The 25,698-nt window shown below is 58.5% G+C and carries 23 protein-coding genes and 1 riboswitch; of the genes, 9 read left to right on the plus strand and 14 right to left on the minus strand.

Features of this window, described 5'->3' with window-relative positions; genetic code table 11:
* Positions 1-180: 180 nt before the first annotated feature.
* A riboswitch (cobalamin riboswitch) is annotated at positions 181-380 on the plus strand.
* 224 nt (positions 381-604) lie between these two features.
* Both fdhA and GA0061100_RS12735 read left to right on the plus strand, forming a co-directional pair.
* The gene (gene fdhA, locus GA0061100_RS12730; protein ID WP_075853052.1) at positions 605-1,795 is read left to right on the plus strand and encodes a formaldehyde dehydrogenase, glutathione-independent; all 1,191 of its coding nucleotides are present in this window, start codon (positions 605-607) and stop codon (positions 1,793-1,795) included.
* A 466-nt stretch (positions 1,796-2,261) separates the two neighbouring features.
* On the plus strand, positions 2,262-2,858 hold the full coding sequence (locus GA0061100_RS12735; RefSeq protein ID WP_075853053.1) for a hypothetical protein: 597 nt from the start codon (positions 2,262-2,264) through the stop codon (positions 2,856-2,858).
* 452 nt (positions 2,859-3,310) lie between these two features.
* On the opposite strand, the gene GA0061100_RS12740 is transcribed toward GA0061100_RS12735, so the two are convergent.
* Together GA0061100_RS12740 and GA0061100_RS12745 are read right to left on the minus strand one after the other, a co-directional pair.
* Complete coding sequence (locus GA0061100_RS12740) at positions 3,311-3,913, minus strand: inorganic diphosphatase (protein ID WP_075853054.1); 603 nt, start codon at positions 3,911-3,913, stop codon at positions 3,311-3,313.
* A 104-nt stretch (positions 3,914-4,017) separates the two neighbouring features.
* Positions 4,018-4,956 (minus strand): GlxA family transcriptional regulator, encoded by a 939-nt coding sequence (locus GA0061100_RS12745; protein ID WP_075853055.1) that lies wholly within the window; start codon positions 4,954-4,956, stop codon positions 4,018-4,020.
* A 194-nt stretch (positions 4,957-5,150) separates the two neighbouring features.
* On the opposite strand from GA0061100_RS12745, the gene GA0061100_RS12750 reads away from it, so the two are divergent.
* A complete protein-coding gene (locus GA0061100_RS12750) occupies positions 5,151-5,945 on the plus strand; it encodes an SDR family NAD(P)-dependent oxidoreductase (protein ID WP_075853056.1) in 795 nt (264 codons plus the stop codon).
* Positions 5,946-6,188: 243 nt separating this feature from the next.
* Positions 6,189-7,253, plus strand: a complete 1,065-nt coding sequence (locus GA0061100_RS12755; RefSeq protein WP_075853057.1) for a glycosyltransferase family 2 protein — start codon at positions 6,189-6,191, stop codon at positions 7,251-7,253.
* 51 nt (positions 7,254-7,304) lie between these two features.
* On the opposite strand, the gene GA0061100_RS12760 is transcribed toward GA0061100_RS12755, so the two are convergent.
* The 3 genes from GA0061100_RS12760 to GA0061100_RS12770 all read right to left on the minus strand — a co-directional run bounded on the left by GA0061100_RS12760 (position 7,305) and on the right by GA0061100_RS12770 (position 10,385).
* The gene (locus GA0061100_RS12760; protein WP_075853058.1) at positions 7,305-8,570 is read right to left on the minus strand and encodes a glycoside hydrolase family 5 protein; all 1,266 of its coding nucleotides are present in this window, start codon (positions 8,568-8,570) and stop codon (positions 7,305-7,307) included.
* A gap of 76 nt (positions 8,571-8,646) precedes the next feature.
* Entirely contained in the window at positions 8,647-9,129 is a 483-nt protein-coding gene (locus tag GA0061100_RS12765; protein ID WP_075853059.1) for a YybH family protein, read from the minus strand.
* A gap of 17 nt (positions 9,130-9,146) precedes the next feature.
* Positions 9,147-10,385: a YbfB/YjiJ family MFS transporter gene (locus tag GA0061100_RS12770; protein WP_083961327.1), complete on the minus strand. Its 1,239-nt coding sequence runs from the start codon at positions 10,383-10,385 to the stop codon at positions 9,147-9,149.
* A 104-nt stretch (positions 10,386-10,489) separates the two neighbouring features.
* Between GA0061100_RS12770 and GA0061100_RS12775 the strand changes: the two genes are divergently transcribed.
* Positions 10,490-11,368 (plus strand): LysR family transcriptional regulator, encoded by an 879-nt coding sequence (locus GA0061100_RS12775; protein WP_075853060.1) that lies wholly within the window; start codon positions 10,490-10,492, stop codon positions 11,366-11,368.
* A gap of 99 nt (positions 11,369-11,467) precedes the next feature.
* Here GA0061100_RS12775 and GA0061100_RS12780 read toward each other — a convergent pair whose 3' ends face one another.
* The 6 genes from GA0061100_RS12780 to GA0061100_RS35380 all read right to left on the minus strand — a co-directional run bounded on the left by GA0061100_RS12780 (position 11,468) and on the right by GA0061100_RS35380 (position 18,576).
* On the minus strand, positions 11,468-13,198 hold the full coding sequence (locus GA0061100_RS12780) for a M14 family metallopeptidase (RefSeq protein ID WP_075853061.1): 1,731 nt from the start codon (positions 13,196-13,198) through the stop codon (positions 11,468-11,470).
* 6 nt (positions 13,199-13,204) lie between these two features.
* The gene (locus tag GA0061100_RS12785) at positions 13,205-14,053 is read right to left on the minus strand and encodes an ABC transporter permease (RefSeq protein ID WP_075853062.1); all 849 of its coding nucleotides are present in this window, start codon (positions 14,051-14,053) and stop codon (positions 13,205-13,207) included.
* Positions 14,054-14,057: 4 nt separating this feature from the next.
* Positions 14,058-14,981, minus strand: a complete 924-nt coding sequence (locus tag GA0061100_RS12790; RefSeq protein ID WP_075853063.1) for an ABC transporter permease — start codon at positions 14,979-14,981, stop codon at positions 14,058-14,060.
* A 63-nt stretch (positions 14,982-15,044) separates the two neighbouring features.
* A complete protein-coding gene (locus GA0061100_RS12795; protein ID WP_075853064.1) occupies positions 15,045-16,580 on the minus strand; it encodes an ABC transporter substrate-binding protein in 1,536 nt (511 codons plus the stop codon).
* Between the two features lie 44 nt (positions 16,581-16,624).
* Complete coding sequence (locus GA0061100_RS12800) at positions 16,625-18,451, minus strand: ABC transporter ATP-binding protein (RefSeq protein ID WP_075853065.1); 1,827 nt, start codon at positions 18,449-18,451, stop codon at positions 16,625-16,627.
* On the minus strand, positions 18,448-18,576 hold the full coding sequence (locus tag GA0061100_RS35380; protein ID WP_280173822.1) for a hypothetical protein: 129 nt from the start codon (positions 18,574-18,576) through the stop codon (positions 18,448-18,450). Before GA0061100_RS35380 ends, GA0061100_RS12800 begins: the two co-directional genes overlap by 4 nt.
* A 319-nt stretch (positions 18,577-18,895) precedes the next feature.
* Between GA0061100_RS35380 and GA0061100_RS12805 the strand changes: the two genes are divergently transcribed.
* The 4 genes from GA0061100_RS12805 to GA0061100_RS12820 all read left to right on the plus strand — a co-directional run bounded on the left by GA0061100_RS12805 (position 18,896) and on the right by GA0061100_RS12820 (position 23,238).
* Positions 18,896-19,588 (plus strand): GntR family transcriptional regulator, encoded by a 693-nt coding sequence (locus GA0061100_RS12805; RefSeq protein ID WP_075853066.1) that lies wholly within the window; start codon positions 18,896-18,898, stop codon positions 19,586-19,588.
* A 254-nt stretch (positions 19,589-19,842) separates the two neighbouring features.
* A complete protein-coding gene (locus GA0061100_RS12810) occupies positions 19,843-21,051 on the plus strand; it encodes an MFS transporter (RefSeq protein ID WP_244557822.1) in 1,209 nt (402 codons plus the stop codon).
* A gap of 241 nt (positions 21,052-21,292) precedes the next feature.
* Positions 21,293-21,970 (plus strand): FadR/GntR family transcriptional regulator, encoded by a 678-nt coding sequence (locus tag GA0061100_RS12815; RefSeq protein ID WP_075853067.1) that lies wholly within the window; start codon positions 21,293-21,295, stop codon positions 21,968-21,970.
* Positions 21,967-23,238 (plus strand): CynX/NimT family MFS transporter, encoded by a 1,272-nt coding sequence (locus GA0061100_RS12820; RefSeq protein WP_075853068.1) that lies wholly within the window; start codon positions 21,967-21,969, stop codon positions 23,236-23,238. Before GA0061100_RS12815 ends, GA0061100_RS12820 begins: the two co-directional genes overlap by 4 nt.
* Positions 23,239-23,377: 139 nt before the next feature.
* On the opposite strand, the gene GA0061100_RS12825 is transcribed toward GA0061100_RS12820, so the two are convergent.
* From GA0061100_RS12825 to GA0061100_RS12835, 3 genes are all read right to left on the minus strand, one after another.
* Positions 23,378-23,851, minus strand: a complete 474-nt coding sequence (locus GA0061100_RS12825) for a Ros/MucR family transcriptional regulator (protein WP_075853069.1) — start codon at positions 23,849-23,851, stop codon at positions 23,378-23,380.
* 268 nt (positions 23,852-24,119) lie between these two features.
* A complete protein-coding gene (locus GA0061100_RS12830) occupies positions 24,120-24,536 on the minus strand; it encodes an NUDIX hydrolase (protein WP_075853070.1) in 417 nt (138 codons plus the stop codon).
* Positions 24,537-24,614: 78 nt separating this feature from the next.
* Complete coding sequence (locus GA0061100_RS12835; RefSeq protein WP_075853071.1) at positions 24,615-25,580, minus strand: alpha/beta hydrolase family protein; 966 nt, start codon at positions 25,578-25,580, stop codon at positions 24,615-24,617.
* Positions 25,581-25,698: the final 118 nt, after the last annotated feature.

A 25,698-nucleotide genomic window follows, 5' to 3' on the forward strand; every position in this document is an offset into this window, starting at 1 on the left:
TGAGCCTGGCCGGTGTAGATAGCGTCGGTCAGGCTCGATTCGAGAAGCGGTGCGGTCGCTTCTATCCTTTGCCACGACATGATTGCCGGCAGCGGCTCGTCATCTGGAATGAAAGCATCTCATGTCGCCCAGCTGGGTGACGATGTCGTTTTTTCATGCGCAACACGGCTCCTCCCGTGATCTTCTGGACATGTTCAAGGTGCCATCGGAAAGCGTCCCGATGGATAATTGGGAAACCGGTCACAGGCCGGTGCTGCCCCCGCAATGGTAGCGGATCGAATGTCCTGATCGATGCCACTGGCAGAAGTGCCGGGAAGGTGTCGGGAAGTCCCAATGGACAGGTCCGAAGCCCGGAAACCAGCCTTGACGGCATGCTTGACTGATCGCGGTGGGCGATTGAGAGGTGAATGGGGGTTTCCTGAGATCAGCCCCGTTTCAATCTCGCACAGCTTCCCATCAGTCACGCATGCGCCGGCTTGGATGGCACGAAAGTTGCCGCTCCCGAGACCGATTTTGCCGCCGTTCAGCCCGTTGAGGAGCGGGCCGATCCGAAGAGGTCCGACATTCGGGCAATCATCAAGCGTTCAATCAAGGAGGAGATGGCATGACTGGGAACAGAGGCGTGGTCTACATGCGGCCCGGCAGGGTCGAAGTGCGCGATATCGACGATCCGAAGCTGGAGGCGCCGGACGGCCGACGCATCGAACATGGTGTGATCCTAAAGGTGATCTCCACGAATATCTGCGGTTCCGATCAGCACATGGTTCGTGGCCGCACGACTGCGATGCCCGGCCTCGTGCTCGGGCATGAGATCACCGGGCAGATCATCGAAAAGGGTATCGATGTCGAGATGCTCGATGTCGGTGATATCGTCTCCGTCCCGTTCAATGTTGCCTGCGGTCGCTGCCGTTGCTGCAAGTCGCAGGACACGGGCGTCTGCCTCACGGTCAATCCGTCGCGCGCCGGCGGTGCCTACGGTTATGTCGACATGGGCGGCTGGATCGGCGGCCAGGCGCGCTACGTGATGGTACCCTATGCGGATTTCAACCTGCTGAAGTTCCCCGGTCGCGACAAGGCCATGGCAAAGATCCGCGATCTGACCATGCTTTCCGATATCCTGCCGACCGGCTTTCACGGTGCTGTTCGGGCAGGCGTCGGTGTGGGTTCCACGGTCTATGTTGCAGGTGCAGGACCGGTCGGTCTGGCTGCTGCTGCTTCCGCTCGTATCCTGGGTGCCGCCGTCGTCATGATCGGTGACTTCAACAAGGATCGGCTTGCACATGCAGCCAAGGTTGATTTCGAGCCCATCGATCTTTCCAAGAGCGATCGTCTGGGCGATATGATCGCGGAGATCGTCGGCACCAATGAAGTGGATAGTGCGATCGATGCAGTCGGTTTCGAGGCGCGTGGTCATTCGGGCGGGGAACAGCCCGCAATCGTGCTCAATCAAATGATGGAGATTACACGAGCGGCTGGTTCGATCGGCATACCCGGACTGTATGTGACGGAGGACCCTGGTGCCGCAGACAATGCTGCAAAGCAAGGCAGCCTGTCCCTGCGCTTTGGTCTCGGCTGGGCGAAGGCGCAATCCTTCCATACGGGGCAGACGCCGGTGCTGAAGTACAATCGCCAGCTCATGCAGGCAATCCTGCACGACAGGTTGCCGATTGCCGATATTGTCAACGCCAAGATCATCTCTCTTGAAGATGCAGCACAAGGATATGAGAGCTTCGATCAAGGTGCTGCAACGAAGTTCGTGCTCGATCCGCACGGCGAGCTGACGAAGGCGGCGTAGTAAAGAAGAACTCACGGGATCACGGAGTGATCCTGAGGTGAATGCAGACAGAGGGCGGAGGTTGGTATCTCCGCCCTCGGTGTTGTAGAGGTGAACGCATATGAGTTTGCCGGACAACAAAATGACGGCAAAAGCCAGAGACGGCATCAATTGCTTCGTCGATACACCTGCAGGTTTGTGCGCCGCCATAGAACATTTCGAGCAAATATGCGCCGCAGCACGCCTTGCCGAAGTTCCGGATCATGTCTGGAAATGGCTAATCGGGTCGGAAAACTCGCAAAATTTGAGCGCGCCTGGTCTCCAAAGGTGGTTGTAGAGGCCGATTTATCGATAATAATGACGTATTATGTTGCCATTATACATCTATCCTTTACATATATGCGGGCATCCATGCGGAGGAGCTTCGTCATCGCTTCCTAAGCAACGGCGGCTTGACAAAGAACGCTAACCTGAAGAGATCGGATCAATGGCAAACTTTCTTGAGAAATGGACTTCGAAAAAGGCTGATAAGCCGAAGGCTGGCGCACGCAATGTTGTTGATACATTTCGTGCTCGAGTAGCGGAACAGAAGGCATATCTGGAGGAGTACGAGCGAGACACGGCAGGTTTCAAGAAGTGGCGCTCCACTTGGTTTCAGCGTGTTCCCGGTGGCTTTGGCGTGACGGTCGGTCGTGACTCGGTCAACGCCGGTCGTGGATTGAGCTATGTTGTCGTCGACGCGATCAAGGACGTGGCTGAGTTTCTCGATGATCTCGCCTATCACGCAGAGCATGATGCCGGCTTCCGGCAGGCTCTCGAGCAGAACCGCCAGCGTCGCGTCGCACTTCTGAATGCGGCAAAGACCGGAGGCAAGGCAGCGGCCTCGAAGACGAAGCCGAAGGCGAAAGCTATCAAGCCCGCAGCGGTGGCAAAGTCGGCCGCTGTCAAGCCTGCTGCTACCAAGGCAGCACCTAAGGCTACTCGGACAAAGGCTGCTTCCGTAGCCGCTCCCGCACCGGCTGCTGCAGAGGCAGCCAAGCCGAAGCGCACGCGCAAGACGAAGGCTGCTGGCGCAGCAGAATAAGATTAGGAAGCCCGCTTCACGCGGGCTTTTTCTTTGCTTGAAACATGCTCATGTCATCGAAGGTGTATGGCTGCGCCTTCAAACAAGCATCAAGGCGGATCTGTCCTCGACACTGTCGATCACAAGAGTTGAACCGAACAGGAAGAGAGATCCGAGGCCGTTACAGAGACTATGCGGCTATTGAAGTTGGGGAATGGGCCGGTACTCTATGCTACATCACACCGAACCCACTGATGTTGATTGACGCGGCCGACAGAGCGCACAGCAGATATCGTTGTATTGGGTTGCTTCGAGGCAACGGAATGAGGCCGCGATACGCAAACGCGCTGGGCGTGACTTCTCTTTGAGCTGACCGATTGAGGGGGCGCAATGACGCTCGGCTCCGAGAAGGTTTATTCCGTACCAGGCAGCAATCCGAAAGGAGCGGCATCTGCCGCCCCTTTCGGTCAATTTCACTTCTTCTCGCTATAGGCCTTGATCGCGGCGGCAACTTCGGTCTTGGCCGCTTCCGCATTTTCGAAGCCACCGACTTCGACGACCTTGCGGGCGTCAGGCAGTTGCTTGTAAACGCGGAAGAATGCCTGCAGCCGGTCCTGCTCCAGCTTGGGAAGATCGGAGATTTCCTTGATGCCATCGTAGGTCGGATCGATCTTGGTGGTGGGTACGGCAACGATCTTGTTGTCGACCTCGCCGCCGTCGATCATCTTCAGCACGCCGATTGCACGCACGCGGACGATGGCGCCGGGAACGATCGGTTCGCGCGTATAGACGATGGCGTCAAGCGGATCGCCGTCACCACCGAGCGAGCTAGTAATGGAGCCATAGTTGGCCGGATAAGCGACCGGCATGGATTGGAAGCGATCGACGACGATGTGGCCGGTCTTGGCATCGATTTCATATTTGGTGAAGCTGCCGGCAGGAATTTCGATGGCGGTGTAGAATTCCTGGCTTTCGTCTTTCGGCTGAGGATAGTCGATATAGGACACATAGTCGGCAGCCGAAACAACACCCGTGGAAAGGATCGTCATTGCAATGACGGAGATAAGCTTTTTCATATACGCCCCCGCGTTAAGGTTGAACGCTATCGCCCTAATCAGGGGTTGTTACGGGCTTGTGACATAGATCGGTGAATGCACAGCTAACTGTCCGGGCTCACCATCTACCCGAATGCGCGAACATTGCGGCGGATCGTCTGCGGCGGTTGGCCGAGCACGCGCAGGAAGGCGCGGCGCATGCGCTCGCGATCGGCAAAGCCGACTTCGATGGCGATTTCATCCATCGAATGGCGACCGTCTTCGATCATCAGGCGCGCAGCCTCCACCCGCATGTTCTCGACCGCCTTGGCAGGGGACTGGCCGGTTTCGCTGCGAAAGACGCGGTTGAACTGGCGTGGGCTGAGGCTTGCCGCCTCCGCCAGCTCCTCTACCGATACGATCTTGCGCAGGTTTCGTCCGGCAAAGTCGAGCGCGCGTTGAACGCGGTCGGATTTCGGCTCCAGCTCGAGAAGCGTCGAAAATTGCGATTGCCCGCCGGCGCGGCGATGATAGACGACGAGCTTTCGGGCTACGGTTCGCGCCAGCTCCTCGCCGTGATCCTTCTCGATCATCGCAAGGGCGAGATCGATGGTGGCGGTCATGCCTGCCGATGTCCAGATGGACCCGTCGATGATGAAGATCTTGTCCTCATCGACCTTGAGGGCGGGGAAACGATCCCGCAGCTCTCGCGCAAAGACCCAATGTGTCGTTGCGCGGCGGCCATCCAGTAATCCGGCTTCAGCCAAAGCGAAGGCACCGGTACACGGAGCCGCGACACGCCGGGCGGATTTTGCAGCCCGACGGATATAATCGAGGATCGCGGGAGATGTGGCCGAAACTTCTGTCGCCGCGCCGATGAAAAGAGAATCGAAAGCAGCATCGCCAAATGCCTCCGTTTCGACACTGAACCCTGCCGACGAGCGGACATGCCCTCCTGTCTCCGATAGCAGCGTGACACGGTAGAGCTCCCTCTCGCTTGCCAGATTTGCAACCTCGAAGGCGGTCACTGCGGTGAATCCCATGACCTGAAAGCCGGGAAAGACGAGAAATCCGATGGAATGCATGGCAAAACTCACGGCTGGAAAAGGTGTTTGTAGCATTATCGGTCGCAAACGGCATCAACTTTCTATGGTTCCGGCCATTATGCGTCGTTCTGGATGTCTGAAAACGTGGTGAATATGACATTTGGGTCATTGGCATTCGCGCGTATTGTCATTGTAGGCGAGATAATGACGCCTCAGGACAAGGAATGGAAACAATGGCAAATTCATCGGGCAAGGCATTGGTAACGGGCGCCTCTTCCGGCATTGGCGCCGTCTACGCGCATCGGCTCGCCCATCGGGGCTTCGACCTCATTCTGGTGGCGCGCAATGAAGAGCGACTTTCGGCGATTGCGGAGCGGCTGCGCACGGAGACGGGACGTAAGGTTGAAGTGATTGCCGCGGACCTCGGCTCCCAGAGTGATCTGCGTCGTGTGGAGCATGTGCTGAGGACGGATGAGGCGATCACGCTTCTCGTCAACAATGCCGGCTTCGGCGGAGCGGCACCCTTGCTGGAGGCCGATGTCGACAAGATGCAGCAGATGATCGAGCTGAATGTCACCGCACTCATGCGGCTCACCTATGCAGCTGTGCCAGGCTTTGTTCGGCGTGGCGGCGGTTCCATCATCAATATCGCCTCGATCGTCGCAATCGCGCCGGAGCTGTTGAACGGCGTCTACGGTGGCACGAAAGCCTTCGTGCTCGCCTTCAGCCAGTCCCTGAAACATGAGCTAGCGGACAAGAATATTCGCATACAGGCGGTTCTGCCCGGGGCGACTGCAACGGAATTCTGGGCAGTCGCTGGCGTCTCCGTCGAGCATCTGCCGTCGGAGATCGTCATGTCGACCGAGGACATGGTTGATGCTGCGCTGGTTGGCTTTGATCAGGGAGAGTTGGCGACGATCCCCGCTCTCGAAGATGTCGATCTGCAGAAGGCTTACGAAGATGCGCAGCAGGCCCTGAAGCCCAATCTTTCGCGCTCTGCCGCGGCTCGACGTTATCAAGTGAAGTAAGAATCGATCGAATGAATAGGGTGGCCGGCATTCACATCATACGTGCCGGTCATTCAAAAGCCATAAAACTGGTGAGGTTCAGAAGAGTAAGGCGGATCGACATGATCCAAGCATCGGCTGCATGACATATCACGCAATACCACTTATGCGTCAAGACATATCCCAGCCAGTATCGACACCATCCATCAGGACCTGAATGAGAAGGTTCGCCGCGACCAAAGCAGATCTGCGAGGTTCAATGCGATGTATTCCATCCAAGACCACACTCCCGTTTCCATCGTCATTGCGAACTACAACTACGCGCATTTTCTGAGGCGCAGTATCGATAGCGCATTGGAACAGAATTACGCCGCCGCCGAGGTCATCGTCGTCGATGACGCATCGACCGATGCGACAGCTGATGTCATCGCCTCCTATGGCTCGCGAATAAAGACATGTCTGCGCGAGGTGAACGGCGGACATGCTGCTGCATTCAACACAGGCTTCGCATCCAGCCACGGCGAGATCGTGCTGTTTCTCGATGCGGATGATTATCTCTATCCGAATGCGGTATCGGAGGTTGTCGAAGCCTGGGAAGAGAAGACAGCTCAGGTGCAGTTCAGGCTGCATATCGTCGACGAACAGATGCATGTAAAGGATATATTTCCACCCGTGGAACTACCTTTCGATTCCGGTGACGTCACTCCGGAATTGTTTCGGAAAGGCCGTTATCAGACGACGGTCACCAGCGGTCTGGCATTCAGGCGTTCGGTGCTGGAGAAGGTCATGCCGGTGCCGGAGCCGGAGTTTCGCCAGGGAGCAGATGGATATCTTGCCACGGTTGCACCGCTCCATGGCGAGGTAACCTCCATCGAAGATTGCCTTGGCGCCTATCGCATACATGGCGCCAATCATTCCGTCTTTGCCGAAAGGCTCGGCCAGCGCGCGCGTTGGCGCATAGCGCATGATTTCCGCCGATTGGAGGCCCTATCTGATCAGGCGACGGAGATTGGATTGGATGTGCCTGATGATGCCGGCCTGCGCGATCCCGTCCATATCGAGGAGCGTCTGGCATCGCTTTGCATCGACAGGGACCAACATCCTGTTGCGAATGATTCCAGGCTCTCCCTTGCCACGGCCGGCGCGGTTGCCAGTCTCAGGATGAATGCATCGCGCAAGCGTCGCCTGATGCTGGCCGGATGGTTTCTCTCGATCGGTGTCCTGCCTCGGGATATGGCAAAGACCATCCTTTCGTGGAAGCTTGTGGCCTCGTCCCGGCCTCCGTTTCTCCTGCGTCTCTCGAAGACCATCAGGCATGCGATGGGATAGCTGGACTCCGGAAGACATGGAGATGCCTCGCGCCAATGGACGACACTGATCCTATTCGGTCATGCCCGATTTGCGCGAAGGTCCCATCAAAGCGTCGACCACGGCTTGATGATGGATATTCCTGTCATAACGGCTGTCGGTTGCGAGCTGCATCAACCCGGCAAAGGCGCTCCTGGCGGAAGGTTTCTTGCCCTCGCCGCGGAGATAGGCGGTCAGGCGGCGATAATTGGCATTGGTCTTGATCTCCAGCGGATTGCCAGCGCCCATTTTCTTCAACGGCCACCACGACCAGCCGATGCCGTTCTTTTCCTGCAATTCTACAGCACGCGCATACCAGTCATTGTTGTTCTCGCCGGATTCGCCGTTCCAGAGCGGCATGTCATATTGTTCGCGGAGCTTCAAAAAGGGTTCGATCGATTCCTGCGTCGTCGGTGTCCAGTATTTGTGGAAGCTGAGCGCCGTATTGCGGTCGTCGATCGGCAGCACGCCGGCATAGTTGTTGCCCCAGCAATTGCCCTCGATGAGAAGCATATGGTTGGTATCGATCGCGCGGATGGCGCGGATGGTGCGCTGATAGATATCGCGCAGCGGCCGGTTTTCGGTTTCGCGGCAGCCACCTTTGTCTTTTCTGTCCTGAAAACCCCAATTCGGTTCGTTGAGCAGATCGTAACCGGCGATCGTCGGCTCGTCGCTGTAGCGACGGGCGATCTCGCTCCACAGCGCGATCATCATTGCCTGGTTTTCATCGCTGTGCCAGAGCGACGGCTTGTTCGGATTGCGGTCGGAAATGGCGATGTCGTGACCCTGGCCGCCAGGTGCCGCATGCAGGTCGAGGATCAAGTACATGTTGTTGGCTTTCAGCCAGCGGATCAAAACGTCGACCCGCCGAAAGCCCTCTTCGTTCCAGACAATGTTCCTGGACGTGTTCCTGCCGTGCTTGTCCTCGATGAACAGGTTCCAGTGCATCGGCAGGCGCACGCTGTTGAAACCCCATTTGGCCATCGCGTCGATATCGGCTTTCGTTACCGCATTCTCCCGCCAGGACCGATAGAATTGCTCTGTCTTTTTCTCGCCGATGACTTCGGATATGCGGCGGCGAATGATGTGCTGCGCCTTGAGATTGGCAAGGCCCATCATGTAGCCCTCCTGCACCATCCAGCCGCCTAGGCCGAGACCGCGCAGGATAAGGGGATTGCCCTTGCCATCGACGATCCGCTGATGATCGGCACGAACGAATCCCTCGGCATATGCCGATGGGGCAAATGACCCCAGGCAGATAATGGACAGGCTGGCGAGCAACAGCAGAAAATGTCTCATGAATCCCAACTCGCGTGAAACTTTGGCGCCATGTGGGCAAGGTACCGCGTGGAAGGCCAAAATCACGTGACAACATCTACGCCAGTCGATCCAATGGTGCGCCGAAGATGATCTCCTGATAGGCAGCAAGCAGGGCGGGCTCCTCGATGGAGCCGTGATGATGAAGTTGACGCCAGGCGCCGTCGATCCGGGTGAACCAGCGCGTCGTGCGAATGCGAAGCTCGACACTCCTATCGGCGGTGATGCAACTTCCCTTCTCTCGACCGACGAACAGATGCCAGTCATCGCCGCCCTGGCTGGTGAAATCGTGGAATGTGACCTGGACTTTCGCCTTCCCACCAAACAGCTTCCCATAGCCATCACGGATCGACGGCCATCCGCGCCGGATGCCCCCGATCGGATTGTCCATGCTTGGCTTGTCGCCATCCGCCCAATTGGCGGCGAGTGCGTCCAGGTCGCCGGCGTTGAAGGCGCGATAAAAGCCAATAAGTGCATCGAGGGCACCGCCGTCGCCCATCATGTTTTCGCTGCCGGTAATCTCAGTCAAAAGTTCTGTCATGTTCAATTCTCCTGTTGTCATGAGTCATGATCCGCGGCGTGCTTCTGTGGGGTGCGGATAAACATCGCGACGGAGAGATCGATCGCCAGGGCGAGAACCATGGCGCCGGCTCCGATGAAGAAGAGCAGGTAGTAGTTTCCGCCGGTTTGCGCGAAGATGAAGGAAAGTCCGTAAGCGGCTGCCGCCTGGAACAGCGCGAAGAACACGGTTGCCAGGCTCCAGGCGACTTTCTGTTGTGCCGGGTGGTGCGGAAGCAGCTCCGCGATCCTGCCGAGCATTAGGGGAACCGTGCCGGTTACGAATGCGCCGACGATCACGCTCGAAGCGATGAGCCAGGCCTGCCCGAGGCCAAAGGCGGGAATGGCGACTGCGACGGCCTCGAGAAGAAAGGCGAACCGCAGCGCTGCGGCAAAGCCCGTGCGATCGGCAAGATGCCCGGCGAGTATCGGGCCGATGGTCGCGCCGAGGCCGAACAGCACCCAGTATTCCGCGCCGACCTGCAGGCCCTGTCCCAATCCGCGAGCCACAAAATCCACGAGAAAGATCATATGCGGAACCCAGCCGGCGGCATTCAGTGCGTATTCGATATAGAGCGCATGCAGTGTCCAGCGTTTTGGTACATGCGTAGCGTGTTGCGTCGGTATGGAGTGGCCAGCGACATCATGCGGCCATCCGCCCCAGGCAATGAACGTCAGCAGCAGCGACAGGACGCCAAGGCCGAGCCAGGTTTCTCGCAAGCCCTGTTGGAGGAGCAGGGGAACCAGTGTGCCTGATAGTGCAACCCCGGAGCCGATGCCCATGAAGATCACGCCGCTGGCAAGCCCCCGGCGAGAGGGCGAGATCAGCAGCAGGACGGTCGGCGCTGCCAGAACCATCAGGACGCCACCGGCAAGGCCGGCCGCAAAGCGCCAGACGGAAAACCACGCAAAACTGACGGGAAAGGCGCACGCAAAGAAGGCGACCGTTGCGGCAAGCATCATGACCTTGAGCGTCAGGACGGTCGAAAAACGCGCGGCGAGCGTCCGCCCGAGCAATGCGCCGATCAGATAACCGGACAGATTAGCGGCACCGAGATAGGCGGCCGTAGAGGCTTCGAACCAGTGCGTGTCGACGATGGCGGGAAGGAGCGGCGTATAGGCGAAACGCGCGAGGCCGATGCCGATAAGGCAGGCGCAGAATGCCGACAGGATGGCACGCCATGCCTTCCGGGTGCCATGATGGTTTCTGTCGATTTCGTGCGTCGTCGCGTCAGTCATGGGAATTCTCTCAGCTATCAGTGCTTGAGAGAATACGCCGCAAGCTATATCATAAAAATTGATTTGTTATGAGAACAGCTATCTCTATTGGAGATATGTAAGCCATGGACGTATCCGATCTTAGGGTTTTCGAAGCGGTATCGCGGCACGGCAGCATGAACCGGGCGGCACAGGAGCTGCATACGGTACAGTCGAACGTAACGGCGCGTATTCGGGCGTTGGAAGAAGAGCTTGGCGTCAGCCTTTTTCAGCGGCACGCAAGGGGCGTATCGACCACGCCGGCGGGACAACGCATTCTGCCATTTGTCGGCCGCATCACCAAACTTCTTGCCGATGCACGTACCGCCGCGCACGACGATGGCTCGCCGGGCGGGACGCTTTCTATCGGCAGCCTGGAAACGACCACGGCGTTGCGATTGTCGCCGCTCCTCGGCCAATTCGCCAAGACCTATCCTCAGGTGCGGCTCGTCGTTACCACCGGTACGACCCGCCGGTTGATCGACGATGTCGTTTCATGCCGGGTCGAGGCCGCCTTCGTGGCAGGCCCCGTCAGCCATCCCGATCTCGATCACGAGGTGATCTTTCGTGAAGAGCTTGTTCTCGTGACAACGCCTGCCATCCACACAATGGAGGATTTAATCGAGATTGCCGATCTGAAGACCATCGTCTTCCAGATCGGATGCTCCTATCGGCAGCGATTGGAATCGCTTCTTGCCGATATGGGCCTCGTCACATCGAAACCGCTGGAATTCGGTTCTCTCGATACGATCATCAGCTGCGTGTCGGCAGGCGTCGGCGTCACTCTTCTGCCGAGGGGTGTCGTTACCGCCGCCGCGGCTGAGGGCAGGGTTGCAATCCACGAGCTCCCGCCGGAGCGGTCGCTGGTGGATACGCTCTTCGTGCGCAGGAAGGACGCCTATACCTCCAGCGCCATGACCGCGCTCCTCGATATGATTCGATCGGCCAGGCCCAGAGCTGGATGATTTTAGGTCTGTTCGACCTAAAATCTGAATCCACTCTAGCATTAAAGAAGTAGAGCGTGATGTCGTCCGAAAACCGCCTACACTTTTCGGCATCGTGCTCTAGCTCGAAGCCATGATCTCCTGCCAGGCGCTATAGGCCGAAAGCACGGTTTCCATCTGGGCTGTGTGGCCGGCGATAAACGCTTCGCCATAGATGGTCTCGTCCGGATATTCGGTGATCAGGGTCATTGGCACTGTGTGGCGATCATCGATATTGGCGAGGCAGGGAAAGCCGTTGATGATACGGAAGCCCGTTTCGCCGGCATGGGTTTCATACAGTGCGATCTGGCGGTCATTGTAGCCCAGCAGTCCCGGGATGGCGCCGAGGTGCTTCGTGACCTTATCCAGAAGCTGTTCCGCCTGGGTCGCCCAGCCGGAATGATAGCGGGCAATCAGGAAGAATCCTTTCGGCAGTGTCCACATGGCGAAATTGCGTGGGACGTAGCCGGAAAGCGGGCGTGTCCATTCATGCGCCGGATAGCCATGCAGGTTGACATGCAGCTGCGCGCCGCTCAGCTTTTCCGCCTGGAAACGGATCTTCTTCTCGAAGAGATATGGGCCGGCGTTCTCTTCGGTACGGTATTCGAGGTCGTCGCCAAGCGCGGTGTAGCGGGCGGCATGATACATGTGGCGCGGGCTGTCCCGACGCAGGCGCTGATGCAGCGCGTAGCCGTCGGGATTTTCCAGCGGCGAGATGGTGAAATGGGCACTTTTGATCTTGGCCAGGCGCTGTGCTGCACGCAGGGCGCCCGCGCCGCCGGTCGTCTCATTGGCGTGCTGGCCGCCGCTGATCATTACGGCAGCATCGCGGCCCTTGATATAGCGTGCTCGAACAGAGCGTCCGGAGCGAGTAGCGGCCTCAAACGCTTCGCCGCCGATCCTGTCAAGCTCGGCCTCGATCTGCAGCACGGCTAAAGGTTCCGTTGCCGTCTCGAGCTGCTGTTCGGCTCCGTCCCAGTAATGCGACGTCAGCGGCTGCGTCTCCACTCTTACGGAGATTTCGCCGGAGGAGGGTAGAATCTGCGGAACGATCTGACCAGGCTTCAAGCCGCGGTCGCCCAGCGGCCGGCCGGATTTCTTCTGGAAGAATTCGAGCAGCGAGAAATAGAAGTCTTCATGCAACGCCTCGCGCAGGCTCATCACTTCATCGCCAACAGGCAAGGCCTCATCCGTCGCCGGCAGGGCAACGCGGATATTCAGCTCTTCGAAATAGGGCTCGCTTGCACCCCAGTCGAAATGAGTAATCGCGCCGATGGTCTCTTCGAAGAGCTGTTCATAGTCCGTGGCGAGCCTTTCGCCCGTCGCATTGCCATCCCGTACGATCCAGCCGGTCGGAGAAACGCTCGTTTCGCCAGCTGCATCGATATGGATACGATTTGGTACGAGCACCTTCAACCGGCGTTCACCAGCCGCATTGCTCTTCAAGAGCGCATCATAATGAAAGTCGCCATCTGCTCTCGCGATGAAGGTGATCTTCCGGTCTCCGACCATCGCCGCAAGTGGATAGGCTTCCAGCCGGAAGCGATTGTCCGGCGCATTCGGGTGAACCGGATAGTGGATCTCGATCGCGTCCACATCCCTTAGATCAATCTCCTCGATGAAGGCGGTCACCAGCGGCTTGTAGGCGCTGCGAATGCGCGCCTTTACGCCCTTTTCCTTGAGTTCGCGCTCTGCCTGCTGGCGGCTTTCTTTGTCATCGAAGGTCCAGGCCTCGAAATTCTGATCGGGTTTGGCATCGGCGACAAGGCGCGAGAGCGTGCGCTCGAAACGTTTCTCGAAAATCAGGGTCATGATGTCTTACCTTGTCGTTCTGCCAGTCGGGTCGAGGCTGTCGCGCAGCCAGTCGCCGAGGAGATTGAGGCCAAGCACAGTCAAAAGGATTGCGAGGCCAGGAAAGAGGCTCACCCACCACGCGGTCTGCAGATAGGTTCGTCCGTCGGCCAGCATGCCGCCCCAGCTCGGGATAGTGGGATCTACGCCCAGCCCGAGAAAAGTGAGGCTGCTTTCAAGCAGGATGTTGTTGGCGATGTTCAGCGTCATCAGCACGATCACCGGCCCGACAAGGTTCGGCAGCAGATGCTGGAAGATGATGCGCCAGTCTTTGACGCCGATCGCACGTGCCGACAGAATAAACTCGCGCTCGCGCAGGCTGAGCACCGAGCCGCGTACGAGGCGGGCATATTGCACCCATTGCGACACGATCAGCAGGATGATCGTGTTGGTCAGGCTGCCGCCGACGATGGCGATGAAGGTGATAGCGAGGAGAATGAAGGGCATGGCGAGCTGGATGTCGGCAAAGCGCATCAGCAACATGTCCCAGATGCCGCGGTAGTAGCCCGCCGCAAGGCCGACCAGCACGCCAAGAACCACGCCGCCAATGACCGAAGTCAGGCCGACGGTCAGCGATATCTTGCCGCCTGCGACGACGCGGGCAAGTACATCGCGCCCGAGCGGGTCGGTGCCGAAGGGGTGAGCGAGGCTGGCAAAGGGTCTTGCGAGCCGTGCCATCAAGTCGATCTTTTCGGCGCCACCGGGAAAGAGCACGTCGGAGAGCAGCACGGCAAGGCAGATGACGACCGTGATCAATGCTCCCACGATGAATTCGAAACTGTAGAAACGCGAACGGCGTGAGATCGTGGCGGCCATCGGCTTACTCCGTGCGAATGCGGGGATCGACAAGGCCATAGGCGATGTCGACGAGGAGGTTGACGCCGACGATGAACAGCGCCAGCACGGTAATCACGCCCTGCAAGACCGGATAGTCGCGGGCGCCGACGGCATCGAATGCCAGCGTGCCGAGACCCGGCCAATTGAAGACGCGCTCGATGACGACGATGCCGCCCAGCAGGCCACCGAACTGGATGCCGAAATAGGTGATGAGCGGTATCGCGCAATTGCGCAGCGCGTGCTTGTAGAGCACCTTGCTTTCGCTGAGGCCCTTCGCACGCGCGACCATGATGTATTGCGATTGTAGCGTTTCCAGCATGGCGGTCCGCACCAGGCGCACATTCGTTGCCGTCAGGATCACGCCCATCGTCACGGCCGGCATCACGTAGCTCGAAATCCCGACCATGCCGCTCGGGGGCAGCCAGCCGAGCGTGATGGAGAACAAGAGCACCATCATCAGCGCCAGCCAGAAGTTCGGGAAGGAGAGGCCGAGCAACGAGAGAACGCGGATGATCTGATCCGCCGTCTTGCCGCGTGCCGTCGCTGCCTTGATCCCGAGCGGAATGGAGAGCGCGATCGAGACGACCATGGAGATGAAGGCGAGCAGCAGCGTTGCCGGCAGGGCATTGGCAATCAGCTGGGAAACCGGCGTTCCGCCGGTGAAGCTCCGGCCGAAATCCAATGTCAGCAGCCCCTTCAGGAAGGTGAAATATTGCACGAGGAAGGGCTGATCCGTGCCAAGCGCTGCGCGAATGCGCGCGAGATCGTCTTCCGTCATGCTGCCGCCGCCTTGAAACATCATCAGGGCAGGGTCGCCCGTGAGGCGGATGGCGAATGAGACGAGAAGAGTGATGGCGATCACGACGAAAATCGCCTGCAGCAATCGCTTGATGAGAAAACCGGCCACGTTCTTACCCCGAGAGCTTTCGGACGACGCCGCCGACCGAGCCGGCGGCGTCCTGCTGGATGATTAGTCGACGGTGACTTCGTTCAGCTTGATGCGGGTATCGGGTGCGGGCACGAAGCCCTTGACCCGCTTGCTGACGCCGTAGATCGCGTTGCTGTTGTAGAGCGGCAGTTCCAGCGCCTTGTCGGCGACATACTTGCCGATGTCTTTCAGCACCTTCTCGCGCTCGGCGCGATCGGTGAGGGGACGCTGCGATTCCAAGAGCTTGTCGAGCGTGGCATCCTTTTCATAAGGATTCCACTTTTCGCCGGAGTGGTACATCGAATAGGCGGTGTTGTCGTAGTCGAAGGTCCAGCCGCCCCATTTCTGCTGGAACATCGCGCCGGTCTTGCCCTGCGGGATGATGTCGTTCAGCAGAACGTTGGTTTCATAGGGCTTGATGGTGGCGGTGAGGCCGACCATCTGCAGATAGCTTGCCACGACCTGCGCCACTTCGTTCATCGTCGCGTCATTGCCGCGAATGTCGATCTGCAGTGCAGCGCCAGGCTTCACGCCAGCTTCGGCAAGCAGCTTCTTTGCGCCTGCAGGATCGTAGGGAAGCGGCTTCAGATCGGCATCGTAGCCGAAGGAAAGCGAGTTCTGGAAACTGACGATCTCGGTTCCCTGGCCCGCGAGGATCGACTTGACGATCGTGTCGCGGTCGACGGCCATGATGATCGCCTTGCGCACGCGCGGATCGGCGGTGATGCCATCGCGGGTGTTGAAGCGCAGCGCGTCGACTGTCGGGCCGGGAACACTGGCGATTTCGAGCTTGGAGTCGCCCTGGATGACCGGGAGCATGCCGATCGGAATGGTCGGCGGGATGACGATATCGACGCGGCCGGCCTGAAGTTCGGCAACGGCGGTCGCCGGCTCGCTGATGAAGCGGTATTCGAGCTCGGAAAGCTTCGGAGCGCCGCCCCAGTAGTCCGGATTGGCTTCGAGCTTGATGTTCACCTTCGGCGTATAGGAAACGAACTTGAATGCACCGGTGCCGACCGGGTTGAGATTGAAGTAATCCTCGCCCTTTTCCTTGATGTATTTCGGCGGAACGATCATCGCGCCATAGCCGGCGAGCTTCGTCAAAAGCACCGGATCGGGCGTTTTCAGCTTCATGTCGACGGTGTAGTCGTCGATGATGTCAACGCTTTCGATCGCGGTGTAGTTCGAGCGCTGCGGTCCCTTGGCGCCCTGCTCGCCGAGCAGGCGATCGAAGGTGAACTTCACCGCCTCGGCATTGAAGGGCTCGCCGTCATGGAATTTGACATTGTGGCGAAGCTTGAAGCGGATGCGCTTGCCCTGATCCAGTTCTTCCCAGGATTCGGCAAGGCCCGGCACCAGTTTGAGATCGGGGCCGCGATAGGTGAGGCCATCGAAGATGTTGGTCGAGACGGCAGCCCATGCCACCAGGAACGTGTCGATCGGGTCCCAGCTGCCCGGGTCCTGCGACGACGACACGGTGAGCTTGCCCGCCGCGAAGGCCGGAGCGGCGCTGATGGTGACGCTCGACATGACGAGTGCGGTCAGAGCGGTTTTCAATCCCCATTTCATTGTTTTCATTGAACCTGTTTCCTCTTCAGATCGATGCTATGGTTGGCGGTCGTTCAGGCACTCTTGGCGATGAAGTGGCCTGAAGTGATTTCCTCGTGAGCCAGGATCGGTGGCTCGTCGCCGACGCGGCGGACGGGATTGGGGATCTCGCCCTCGATGAGAGCGGTTCTGCGCTCCTGTGTCGGATCGGCGATCGGCACGGCCGAGATCAGGCGCTGCGTATAGGCGTGCATCGGGGTTTCGAAGACCTGCCGCCGGCTGCCGATCTCCATGATCTGGCCGAGGTAGAGGACGGCGACGCGATGGCTGATCTTTTCGACCACGGCCATGTCATGGCTGATGAATAGATAGGCAAGTTCACGCTCGGCCTGCAGGTCCATCAATAGGTTGATGATCTGCGCCTGGATCGAGACGTCGAGGGCGGAAAGCGCCTCGTCGGCGATGATGAGCTTCGGATCGGAGGCAAGTGCGCGGGCGATGCAGACGCGCTGGCGCTGGCCGCCGGAAAACTCATGCGGGTAGCGATCGGCATGGGCGGATGTCAGGCCAACGCGCTCCAGAAGCTCATCGACCCTGCGACGCACCTCTTTCGATCCGGAAATGATGCTGTGGGTGTTGATCGGTTCCGCAATCGAGAATCCCACAGTCTTGCGCGGGTCGAGCGAAGCGAAGGGGTCCTGGAAGATATACTGCACGTCGCGCCGCAGGCGGAACCGTTCCAGTGCCGACATGGCGGCAAAGCTCTTGCCATTGAAGGTGATTTCGCCCGAGCGTGCCTTCTGCAATTGCTGGATGGTGCGACCGATGGTCGATTTTCCCGAGCCGGATTCGCCGACAAGCGCCAGCGTCTCACCGGGGTGAATGTTGAAAGCGACCTTCTGGACGGCACTGCAGCGATGCGTGACCTGGCCGAATATGTTCTTTTTGATATCGAAGCGCACAAAGAGATCGCGCACGGACAGCAGCGGCTGCTGGTCGTAGCGGGCGGTATTCTGCACCCGCTCCTCGCCGACGATTTTGGGCTCGCCGCCATCGAGAATGGTCAAGGGCATGCGCTTCGGAAAATCCTGGCCGGTCATGCTGCCAAGTCTCGGCACCGCGGCGAGAAGAGCCTTCGTATAAGGGTGCTGCGGATTGGCAAATATCTCGCGAACCGGGCCTTCCTCGACCTTCTTGCCTTTCCACATCACCACGACGTCGTCGGCCATTTCGGCGACAACACCCATGTCATGGGTGATGAAGATCATGCCCATGCCCAGATCCTTCTGCAAATCCCGCATGATGTTGAGGATCTGCGCCTGGATCGTCACGTCGAGCGCCGTCGTCGGTTCGTCGGCAATCAGTAGTTTCGGGCGGCAGGCGAGCGCCATGGCGATCATGACGCGTTGGCGCATGCCGCCGGACAGCTGATGCGGGTAGCGCGTCAACAGCGCCTCGGCATCGGGTAGACGCACCATTTCGAGCAGGCGTCGGGCTTCAGCCATCGCGGCGGACTTGCCGATCTTCTCGTGCAGCAGAAGGACTTCGCAGATCTGGTCGCCGATGGTGAAGACGGGGTTGAGCGAGGTCATCGGCTCCTGGAAGATCATGGCGATCTCCTTGCCGCGGACGGAGCGCATGTCCCTCTGCGAGAGTTTCAGCAGGTCTTTGCCATTGAAGAGGATGCTGCCGGTTTCGAAGCGCGCACCCATCATGTCTGCGAGGCGCATGACCGAGAGCGAGGTCACCGACTTTCCGGAGCCGGATTCGCCGACAACCGCAAGCGTTCTGCCCGGTTCGACCGAAAAGGAAAGCCCCTCGACCACGCGGTTTTCACCGAACCGCACGGTCAGATCCGCTACAGACAGAAGCGGTTTGTTGTCGCCTGTAGCATTCGTCATGCGCTTACCTCGATATTGGGCAGGTCGTTCATGGCGTCCGGGATGATGGCCGTGTCACACTTTGCATCGATCATGCAGATGCGCTCGCCGAGATCGCCGTCAGGGCCGGATCGTAGCACGCTCATGCGGACACCCATTGCGACCCGGCAAAAGCAGGCGATGTTTTTCTACAAAACAGGCGTCTCATGAACATCTGTATCCGCGTTCCCATTATATTTGTTAGGGCATGAGATAGCATCAAACAACAATCTGGTCTATATTGTTCAACAATTTTCGTATTGCCAATCAAAAATGGGGACAAACCTGCATAAAATCGTCCAACGGACTTTCCTGTTGGGGCAGTTCGACAGCCGTAGACAAGCATGAGAGCTCCACTCGCTTTCCAGTAAATGCTTGATACGGGCAGGCATCGGAGACGATTGAGCGCAGGCGCCGGGAGAGCAAATGAAGCAGACAAATCTTGCGAGCATCGAGCCGACATCAGTCGCAGAGACGGGGCAGACGCTGGCGGAACTGACGGCTGCCCGCATCCGCGAGCGCGTGATCAGCGGTACGCTGTCGCCGGGCAGTCATCTGTCCGAGGCAGCTCTTTGCGAGGAGCTGCAGGTCTCGCGCAATACGCTACGCGAAGTCTTCCGGCTGCTGACGAAAGAGGGCGTGCTGCGTCACGAAGCCAATCGCGGCGTCTTCGTTTCCACGCCGAGCATCTCGACGATCATGGATATCTTCCATATTCGCCGCCTGATCGAGTGCTCGGCGCTTGCCAATGCACATCACCGCCATCCGAGCGTCGACAAGATGCGTGCCGCCATCGAGGCTGCCGTCCAGCATCGTGATCGCGGCGAATGGCTGGAGGTCGGTAGCGCCGATATTGCCTTTCATGCAGCGATCGTCGAGCTTGCGGACAGTCCCAGGCTTTCCGCCTTCTATGCGCAGATCTCGCTGGAGTTGCGTCTGGTGTTCGGCTTGATCCGCGATCCCGAATATCTGCATGCTCCCTATGTCGGCCAGAACGCGACTATTCTTGCGCATCTGGAGGAGGGGGCGCCGGCAAGTGCTGCCGAGGCGCTGGAGAAATATCTGTTTCAGGCGGAGCGCTTCATCCTGGCTGCCTATTCAAGGGCGATGCCCGGCTGAGATTTGATCTCGCTCATTGGTACTATGAATGATGTGGATAACTCCGGCGTGAGGGCGGAAGTCCGGATGCAACCATTTGCGTCTTTGCCAGCTTTGGCGGAAGGATAGACAGCACCCGGGATGAAGGCATGTTGTCCATCGGGCGGCCGAGATTGGTTTGGCTGCAATCGATCAGGATCATTGCGTGCCGATCAGCCGGAGAATTCGTTTCGGCAACCGATATGACGGATGATGAGGCTATGGACGCGCGATCCTTGACGACCCCCAGCAGGGCCACCGCGATCCAGCAGGTTTGGGCTTCGCCACTCTATCGCGGCGCGACGCTTGCGCTGTTTCTCTCCGGCCTTGCGACATCGGCTTCGTTGCCGCAAATCGTCCTCTTCCTGGTGAAGGAACTCGGGGCGTCCTTGCCGGTGGCGGGGCTCTATTATCTGACCGGCCTGACGGCACCGATCGCCGGCTACCTCGTCGGCAGCTATTCCGACAGAAGTGGCAGGCGTTTCGGCCTTTTCCGGCTTTGCGCCATTGCCGGCGCCCTCGGCTGGGCGGGGATTGCGCTTTCCACCAAGCCATGGATGCCGTTCGTGATCGGCACAGTCATTCTGGGTTTTTCAGGATCGGCCACATCGCAGCTGTTCACTGCCATTCATGACGATCTCAAAGCGAAAGGAACCGGTGCCAACGATAGCGTGGTCGCCATCATCCGAATGGCCTTGACGGCCGGTTGGGTCATCGGGCCGTTTTTGGGTGCCTGGTGCGCGGTCGAAATCGGCCTCCGCCCCATGCTGTGGGGAACGGCGATCTGCTTCTTCGCGCAGATCATTCCGCTCGGAACCCAGCATGCCTTGGCCACGCCCAGACAGCGAGCCGATAAAAAGACTGATGCCGTCGGTCATGTCGGCTGGTCCGAGATGCTGCCGCTTCTGGCCTTCACCGGCCTTTACGTGCTGGTCTATGCTGGCGAGCCGATCAAATACGGATTCTTACTGCTTTACATGCAAGACCAGCTCAAGCTTGATCCTTCCATTCAGGGATCGGTGATCGGAACGCAGCCATTCATCGAACTCATCCTGATGCCGTTTAGCGTTCTTTTGGCGCGACGGATCGGCATTCTATGGATGATGTGCGTCGCCGCGATCTGCGGCGTTATGGCCAACCTCTGTTTTGCGGCCTGGCCGACGGCTATGGGCATGTTTGCTGGCCAGATCCTGATGGGCGGTGTCTGGGGGCTCTATATGGTGCTCGGGCTGATCGTTGCCCAAAGGCTCCTTCCGAATGCGGTCGCGACGGCTTCGGCGATCTTCATGAGCTCGCCGGCGCTTGCCAGTGCGCTTGGCGGCGGCGTTGGGGGTGTCGGTGTTGCCTATCTAGGGCTTCCGAACGTTTTCTATCTTCCGGCGGCGTTCTCTCTGGCTGCAGCGCTCGGTCTCGCCATGATGGCCCGCTCGGGTGCCATCAAATAGGGGTTTCCCGCCACAAGATAGGCATTGTTCAACCTCGGAAGGTTCCGGCCAGCGCCAAACCTGCTCCAATTCTTCGCCCGGGGTTTCTGGTAGGCATGCCTATCATCTTCGCTTTCGGTTTCGTCGGAGACGCCACATCGCCCTAGCCAGCCGAGCGTTCGTCTCGCTGAAAATAAGATTGACTGAGGACTGTCGATTGTCTAAGTGATAAAGTCATCTGATGACTTGATGAGATCCAATCATGCGTGCTCTGACCAAAACCACGCTTGCGGATACGGCCGTCGAGGCAATTCGCAGCGAGATTACCGGCCGACGCTGGCTCGTCGGCGAAAAGCTGCCGAACGAAGCATCCCTCTCGTCGATGCTCTCCGTCAGCCGTGGCACGATCCGCGAGGCGGTAAGAGTGCTGGTATCCCAGGGTTATCTCGAAACCCGGCAGGGGTCCGGCACCTATGTTCGTTCAAATACGGATGTCAGCCGGCCGCTGGATATGGCGCGCCGTGCCGGGTTGAGGGATCAGTTCGAGGCTCGGCTTGCGCTGGAGGTCGAGGCCGCCCGCCTTGCGGCGCTACGCCATTCTCCGGAGGTCGTTTCGCAATTGCGCGCCTTGCTGGTTACCCGTGGCAACTATGCCGGTGGTAACAAGGCTACGTTCATCGAGCGTGACCTTGCCTTCCACAAAGCTGTCGTTGCGGCTTCGCAGAACAGGGCCATGATCGAGATCTACGAGTTCTTCTCTCTCTCGATTGCTGAGACCATCGAGGCGACGCTGGGCGAGGGCATTCCCGAGCCGGATATGCTGGCGCATATCGCTATCGTCGATGCTATCGAAGCCGGCAATCCCGAAACGGCCGATAGAGCTGTGCGCCGCTTCATGGCCCCCATCGTCGCTACTCTTGATCGGTTGCTTATGTCATGACCAAGCTCTCGCAAAATCTCGCCTCCGTCGAATTGATCGATGCCGAGGCCGATGAAATTCCGGCACCGTTGCCGCATGGAGGCAAGTCGCCGATCGGCAGGTTTCTGCTGGGTGCGAGCCTTGTGCTCATCGCCTTCAATCTGCGGCCAGTTTTTTCAAGCGCATCGACGCTCTTGCCGGAGATACGGACCGGACTTGGTCTCTCCGCCTTCGGAACCAGTATTCTTACGACTTTGCCTGTCATCTGCATGGGGCTGTTTTCACCGCTTGCGCCAAGGCTCGCGCAGCGCATCGGGACAGAGCGTGTCCTGCTGGGCGTCATTTTCATGCTTGCGGTGGGCACGTCGCTACGGGGTTTTTCCTCGATTTCGCTGCTATTCTTGGGCACCGCGTTGGCTGGCGCCTGCATCGCCATCGGTAATGTGCTGTTGCCCGGCGTAGTCAAGCGCGATTTTCCCGATAAGGCGGCGCTGATGACGGGTTGCTATACGATGGCGCTATGCGCAGGCGCTGCGAGCGCAGCCGGCTTTACGCTTCCTGTCGAGCATGCTCTTGGTGGATCGCTCGGCGGCGCGCTCGCAATTTGGGCGCTGCCGGCTTTCGCCGTCGGACTTCTCTGGTTGCCGCAGGTGATCGGAGCGCGCACCCAGGCGCGGCGTACTGGTTTTCGCGTTACCGGTTTGTGGAGTGATCGCATCGCCTGGCAGGTAACGCTTTTCATGGGGTTGCAATCGGCGCTTGCCTATTGCGTCTTCGGCTGGCTGGTACCCATCCTGCGCGAACGTGGTCTTGATGGTGTCACAGCTGGCGTCATCGTGTCTGCCTCGGTCATGGTGCAGGCGGCTGCTTGCCTGGTGGCGCCTCATATCGCCGTTAAGGGTAAGGATCAGCGGGCGATCAATGTCATCCTCTGCTTAATTGCCGTCATTGCCCTGCTGGGGCTGCTCTTTGCTCCGCTCTGGACGGTCTGGTTCTGGGCGGTACTCCAGGGCGTCGGGCAGGGTGGATTGATCGCTGTAGCGCTGACTGTCATCGTATTGCGTTCGCCCGATGCACATGTCGCCGCGCATCTCTCTGGCATGGCGCAATTCGTAGGTTACCTGCTTGCTGCGATCGGTCCGCTCGTGGTCGGCATGATTCATGGTTGGACGGGAAGCTTTGCCTGGAGTTCCGTCCTGTTTCTGCTGCTCGGTCTCGGTGCTGCGATCAACGGTTGGTTTGCCGGTCGTGCGATCACCGTCAATGCGAGGACGATTGAAACACCCTGATGGATGCGACGCCGGCTGCCGGAACGCAGCGTTGAATTGATGCGTCCCAACGCCTGCGATCAATTTTGTTCAGATAAAAGTCAATCGCCCGTTCAAAGAACGGATCGCTTGATTATGGCGCGTGACGAAAAGATCCGGATCAGCCGGCCTTGCGTTGGCGCCGTGGTGGTTCGACCGCCGGAGGAATGTCGGTTACGCTTTTCGCATGGCCCAGGAGAGCCTTCTTTGCCAACGTCGATCTTGTGGCTGCATAAGAGGCGGAAACCATCGGATAATCCGCGGGCAGGCCCCATTTCCTTCTATATTCTTCGGGCGTGAGGCCATATTTGCTGTTTAGATGCCGCTTTAACGACTTGTATTTTCCGCCGTCTTCGAGGCAGATCAGATAGTCATCGGTTATGGATTTCTTGATCGGTACAGCCGGCTTCAACAGTTTTTCCACTGCGGTTGCCGACGTTACAGGCTGCTGAGAGCCTGTAAGTGCCAAATAAGTTTCCGTGATGAGCCTCGGCAAATCTTCCGGCGTGGTCGCATTGCGAAGTACGTAGGCAGATACAATCTTGCTTGTGAGCTCAATAAACCTTTCGTGGCTGGCGGTATTTTCCTTTTTCATTTTCGGCCTCACGCAATGTTTTTTATTTATGTATCCAAAGTTGTTTTTGCTTTCAATAAAAATTGACAGAACTTTAGATATTCTTTGTCGTTGGTTTATTTTCATAGTAAATATCAGGAGATGTAAGTTTAAATATGTTATTTTCTTATTTTATCACAATATTCGAATCGCGCCAGTGGCGGATGCGCAGTATGGTAGCTCAAATATTCATTTGCCAAGGACAGTGTGGGGCTTTTTCGACTTGCGCTTTGCCTGGGTTGGATGTCAGTCACATCGTGGATATGTCCTGTTGCCGGTAGAATGGCAGGACATGATGCTCGGTAAGCGGCGCCATTGCGATATCTCCCGGATCTTGTGGTGATACCCAGCGGATTTCTTCGATCTCTGCCGCTGGCGTGATTTCGATATTGCCGACATGCAGGCGGAAGAGATCGGCAACGACGATATGCTCCGGCTCATTGGCTGCCGATGCCTGAAACTTGCCGAGGAACACCAGCTCTTCCGTTGTGACGACAAGTCTCAACTCTTCGAAAAGCTCCCTGATGAGGGTCTGCTCGGGTGCTTCCTCCGGTTCGATCTTGCCGCCCGGCTGCATGAAGGCCGCCGTGCCGCGCTTGCGCACGAGCAGCAAATCCCCATCGGGGCGCAGCAGCAAAGCCGCCGCTATCCGTATCGTTTTCATCATGCCTCGATCTGATCGGATTCGCGAGCTGGTTTCAACCATTGCGATGGTCGCCATATCGAATGCCGGGGCGTCAGCGGGCTATTGCGCACTCACCAGATGCTTGCGGAAGAATGCGAGTGTCGCGGCATTCAATTCCCGGTGAAATGCGGCCCGATCGAAAGCGGGTGGATCGGCACAGATTACCGGCATAGCTTTTGCCAGTTCGGGTGGGCAAGGAGGCAGGAAGTCGAAATGCTGTGAGTTGGGCACGGCGTGAAATTCCGGCTTTTCCGGCAGCTGGTTGGCTATCGCCACGACACTTTCCGGCGTTACACCGTCGCCGCCGCGCTCCGATCCCCAGAGCTGCACGGGGACCTTCACCGCCTTGAAGCTATCCGGCGTGAAGAAAACGCTGAGCGGGTCGGCGATCACCGCGGCCTTGATGCGTAGGTCATGGGTCAGTTCCGGAAGAGCGCCCTTGTGGACCTGATCGCAAAGTGCGCTGTTATTGCCCTCACACATTCTGAGGCGCTTGCCGAAATGCGGGTTGGCACCAATGGCGATGAGCCCGGTATATCCGCCGCGTGAGAAGCCGAACAGTCCGATATGCGCGGCATCGATCTTCCCGGCGTCCGGCCATGGGCCGAGCATGAAATCGATCGTCCGCTTGATATCGGCCGGCCGCTCGACGAAGATCGAGAAGTCGTTGATCCGGCTCTTGTCCAAGGCATTGTCGCCGGGATGACTGATGGCGACGACGACGAAGCCGGCATCCGCCAGTGTCTCAGCCGTGTCGTGGTGGCCGATGAACGTGCCGCCCTTGCCGTGTGAAATGACGACAAGCGGCAATTTTTCGCCAGCAACCGGACAATCCTTGGCGATAGTCACGGTGAGGGAGCCGCCCTTAATATCGCTTGGTTGTTGACCACATGGATACCAGACGCCTCCCTTGATCGCGGGAAGAGCACCATCGCCCGGAACTTCGATCTGCTGGAAGCCGGCGGCGTGGGCCAGCGGGGTCGCAAGACATAGGAAGACGACAAGGATGAAGTCGAGGCGGATCATTATAACAACTCCTTTGGCGAGAGACGGATACCGGGGATCGGGCGGTGAGCGTAGCGTCATGAACAAGCGCCGAGCCTTCATAGTTCTCGAAAAATGCTGCGGCTCAACCTTCTAGCGG

Source organism: Martinezella hainanensis (assembly GCF_900094555.1).
Lineage (GTDB): Bacteria > Pseudomonadota > Alphaproteobacteria > Rhizobiales > Rhizobiaceae > Rhizobium > Rhizobium hainanense.

What these genes read in the sequence shown, in the direction of transcription:
- GA0061100_RS12760 (WP_075853058.1), bottom strand. Translation starts at nt 8,570, where the DNA reads ATGAGACATTTTCTGCTGTTGCTCGCCAGCCTGTCCATTATCTGCCTG.
- GA0061100_RS12735 (WP_075853053.1), top strand. Translation starts at nt 2,262, where the DNA reads ATGGCAAACTTTCTTGAGAAATGGACTTCGAAAAAGGCTGATAAGCCG.
- GA0061100_RS12835 (WP_075853071.1), bottom strand. Translation starts at nt 25,580, where the DNA reads ATGATCCGCCTCGACTTCATCCTTGTCGTCTTCCTATGTCTTGCGACC.
- GA0061100_RS35380 (WP_280173822.1), bottom strand. Translation starts at nt 18,576, where the DNA reads ATGAGCGTGCTACGATCCGGCCCTGACGGCGATCTCGGCGAGCGCATC.
- GA0061100_RS12785 (WP_075853062.1), bottom strand. Translation starts at nt 14,053, where the DNA reads ATGGCCGCCACGATCTCACGCCGTTCGCGTTTCTACAGTTTCGAATTC.
- GA0061100_RS12825 (WP_075853069.1), bottom strand. Translation starts at nt 23,851, where the DNA reads ATGAAAAAGGAAAATACCGCCAGCCACGAAAGGTTTATTGAGCTCACA.
- GA0061100_RS12740 (WP_075853054.1), bottom strand. Translation starts at nt 3,913, where the DNA reads ATGAAAAAGCTTATCTCCGTCATTGCAATGACGATCCTTTCCACGGGT.
- GA0061100_RS12745 (WP_075853055.1), bottom strand. Translation starts at nt 4,956, where the DNA reads ATGCATTCCATCGGATTTCTCGTCTTTCCCGGCTTTCAGGTCATGGGA.
- GA0061100_RS12750 (WP_075853056.1), top strand. Translation starts at nt 5,151, where the DNA reads ATGGCAAATTCATCGGGCAAGGCATTGGTAACGGGCGCCTCTTCCGGC.
- GA0061100_RS12800 (WP_075853065.1), bottom strand. Translation starts at nt 18,451, where the DNA reads ATGACGAATGCTACAGGCGACAACAAACCGCTTCTGTCTGTAGCGGAT.
- GA0061100_RS12770 (WP_083961327.1), bottom strand. Translation starts at nt 10,385, where the DNA reads ATGACTGACGCGACGACGCACGAAATCGACAGAAACCATCATGGCACC.
- GA0061100_RS12775 (WP_075853060.1), top strand. Translation starts at nt 10,490, where the DNA reads ATGGACGTATCCGATCTTAGGGTTTTCGAAGCGGTATCGCGGCACGGC.
- fdhA (WP_075853052.1), top strand. Translation starts at nt 605, where the DNA reads ATGACTGGGAACAGAGGCGTGGTCTACATGCGGCCCGGCAGGGTCGAA.
- GA0061100_RS12765 (WP_075853059.1), bottom strand. Translation starts at nt 9,129, where the DNA reads ATGACAGAACTTTTGACTGAGATTACCGGCAGCGAAAACATGATGGGC.
- GA0061100_RS12795 (WP_075853064.1), bottom strand. Translation starts at nt 16,580, where the DNA reads ATGAAAACAATGAAATGGGGATTGAAAACCGCTCTGACCGCACTCGTC.
- GA0061100_RS12830 (WP_075853070.1), bottom strand. Translation starts at nt 24,536, where the DNA reads ATGATGAAAACGATACGGATAGCGGCGGCTTTGCTGCTGCGCCCCGAT.
- GA0061100_RS12820 (WP_075853068.1), top strand. Translation starts at nt 21,967, where the DNA reads ATGACCAAGCTCTCGCAAAATCTCGCCTCCGTCGAATTGATCGATGCC.
- GA0061100_RS12755 (WP_075853057.1), top strand. Translation starts at nt 6,189, where the DNA reads ATGTATTCCATCCAAGACCACACTCCCGTTTCCATCGTCATTGCGAAC.
- GA0061100_RS12780 (WP_075853061.1), bottom strand. Translation starts at nt 13,198, where the DNA reads ATGACCCTGATTTTCGAGAAACGTTTCGAGCGCACGCTCTCGCGCCTT.
- GA0061100_RS12805 (WP_075853066.1), top strand. Translation starts at nt 18,896, where the DNA reads ATGAAGCAGACAAATCTTGCGAGCATCGAGCCGACATCAGTCGCAGAG.
- GA0061100_RS12815 (WP_075853067.1), top strand. Translation starts at nt 21,293, where the DNA reads ATGCGTGCTCTGACCAAAACCACGCTTGCGGATACGGCCGTCGAGGCA.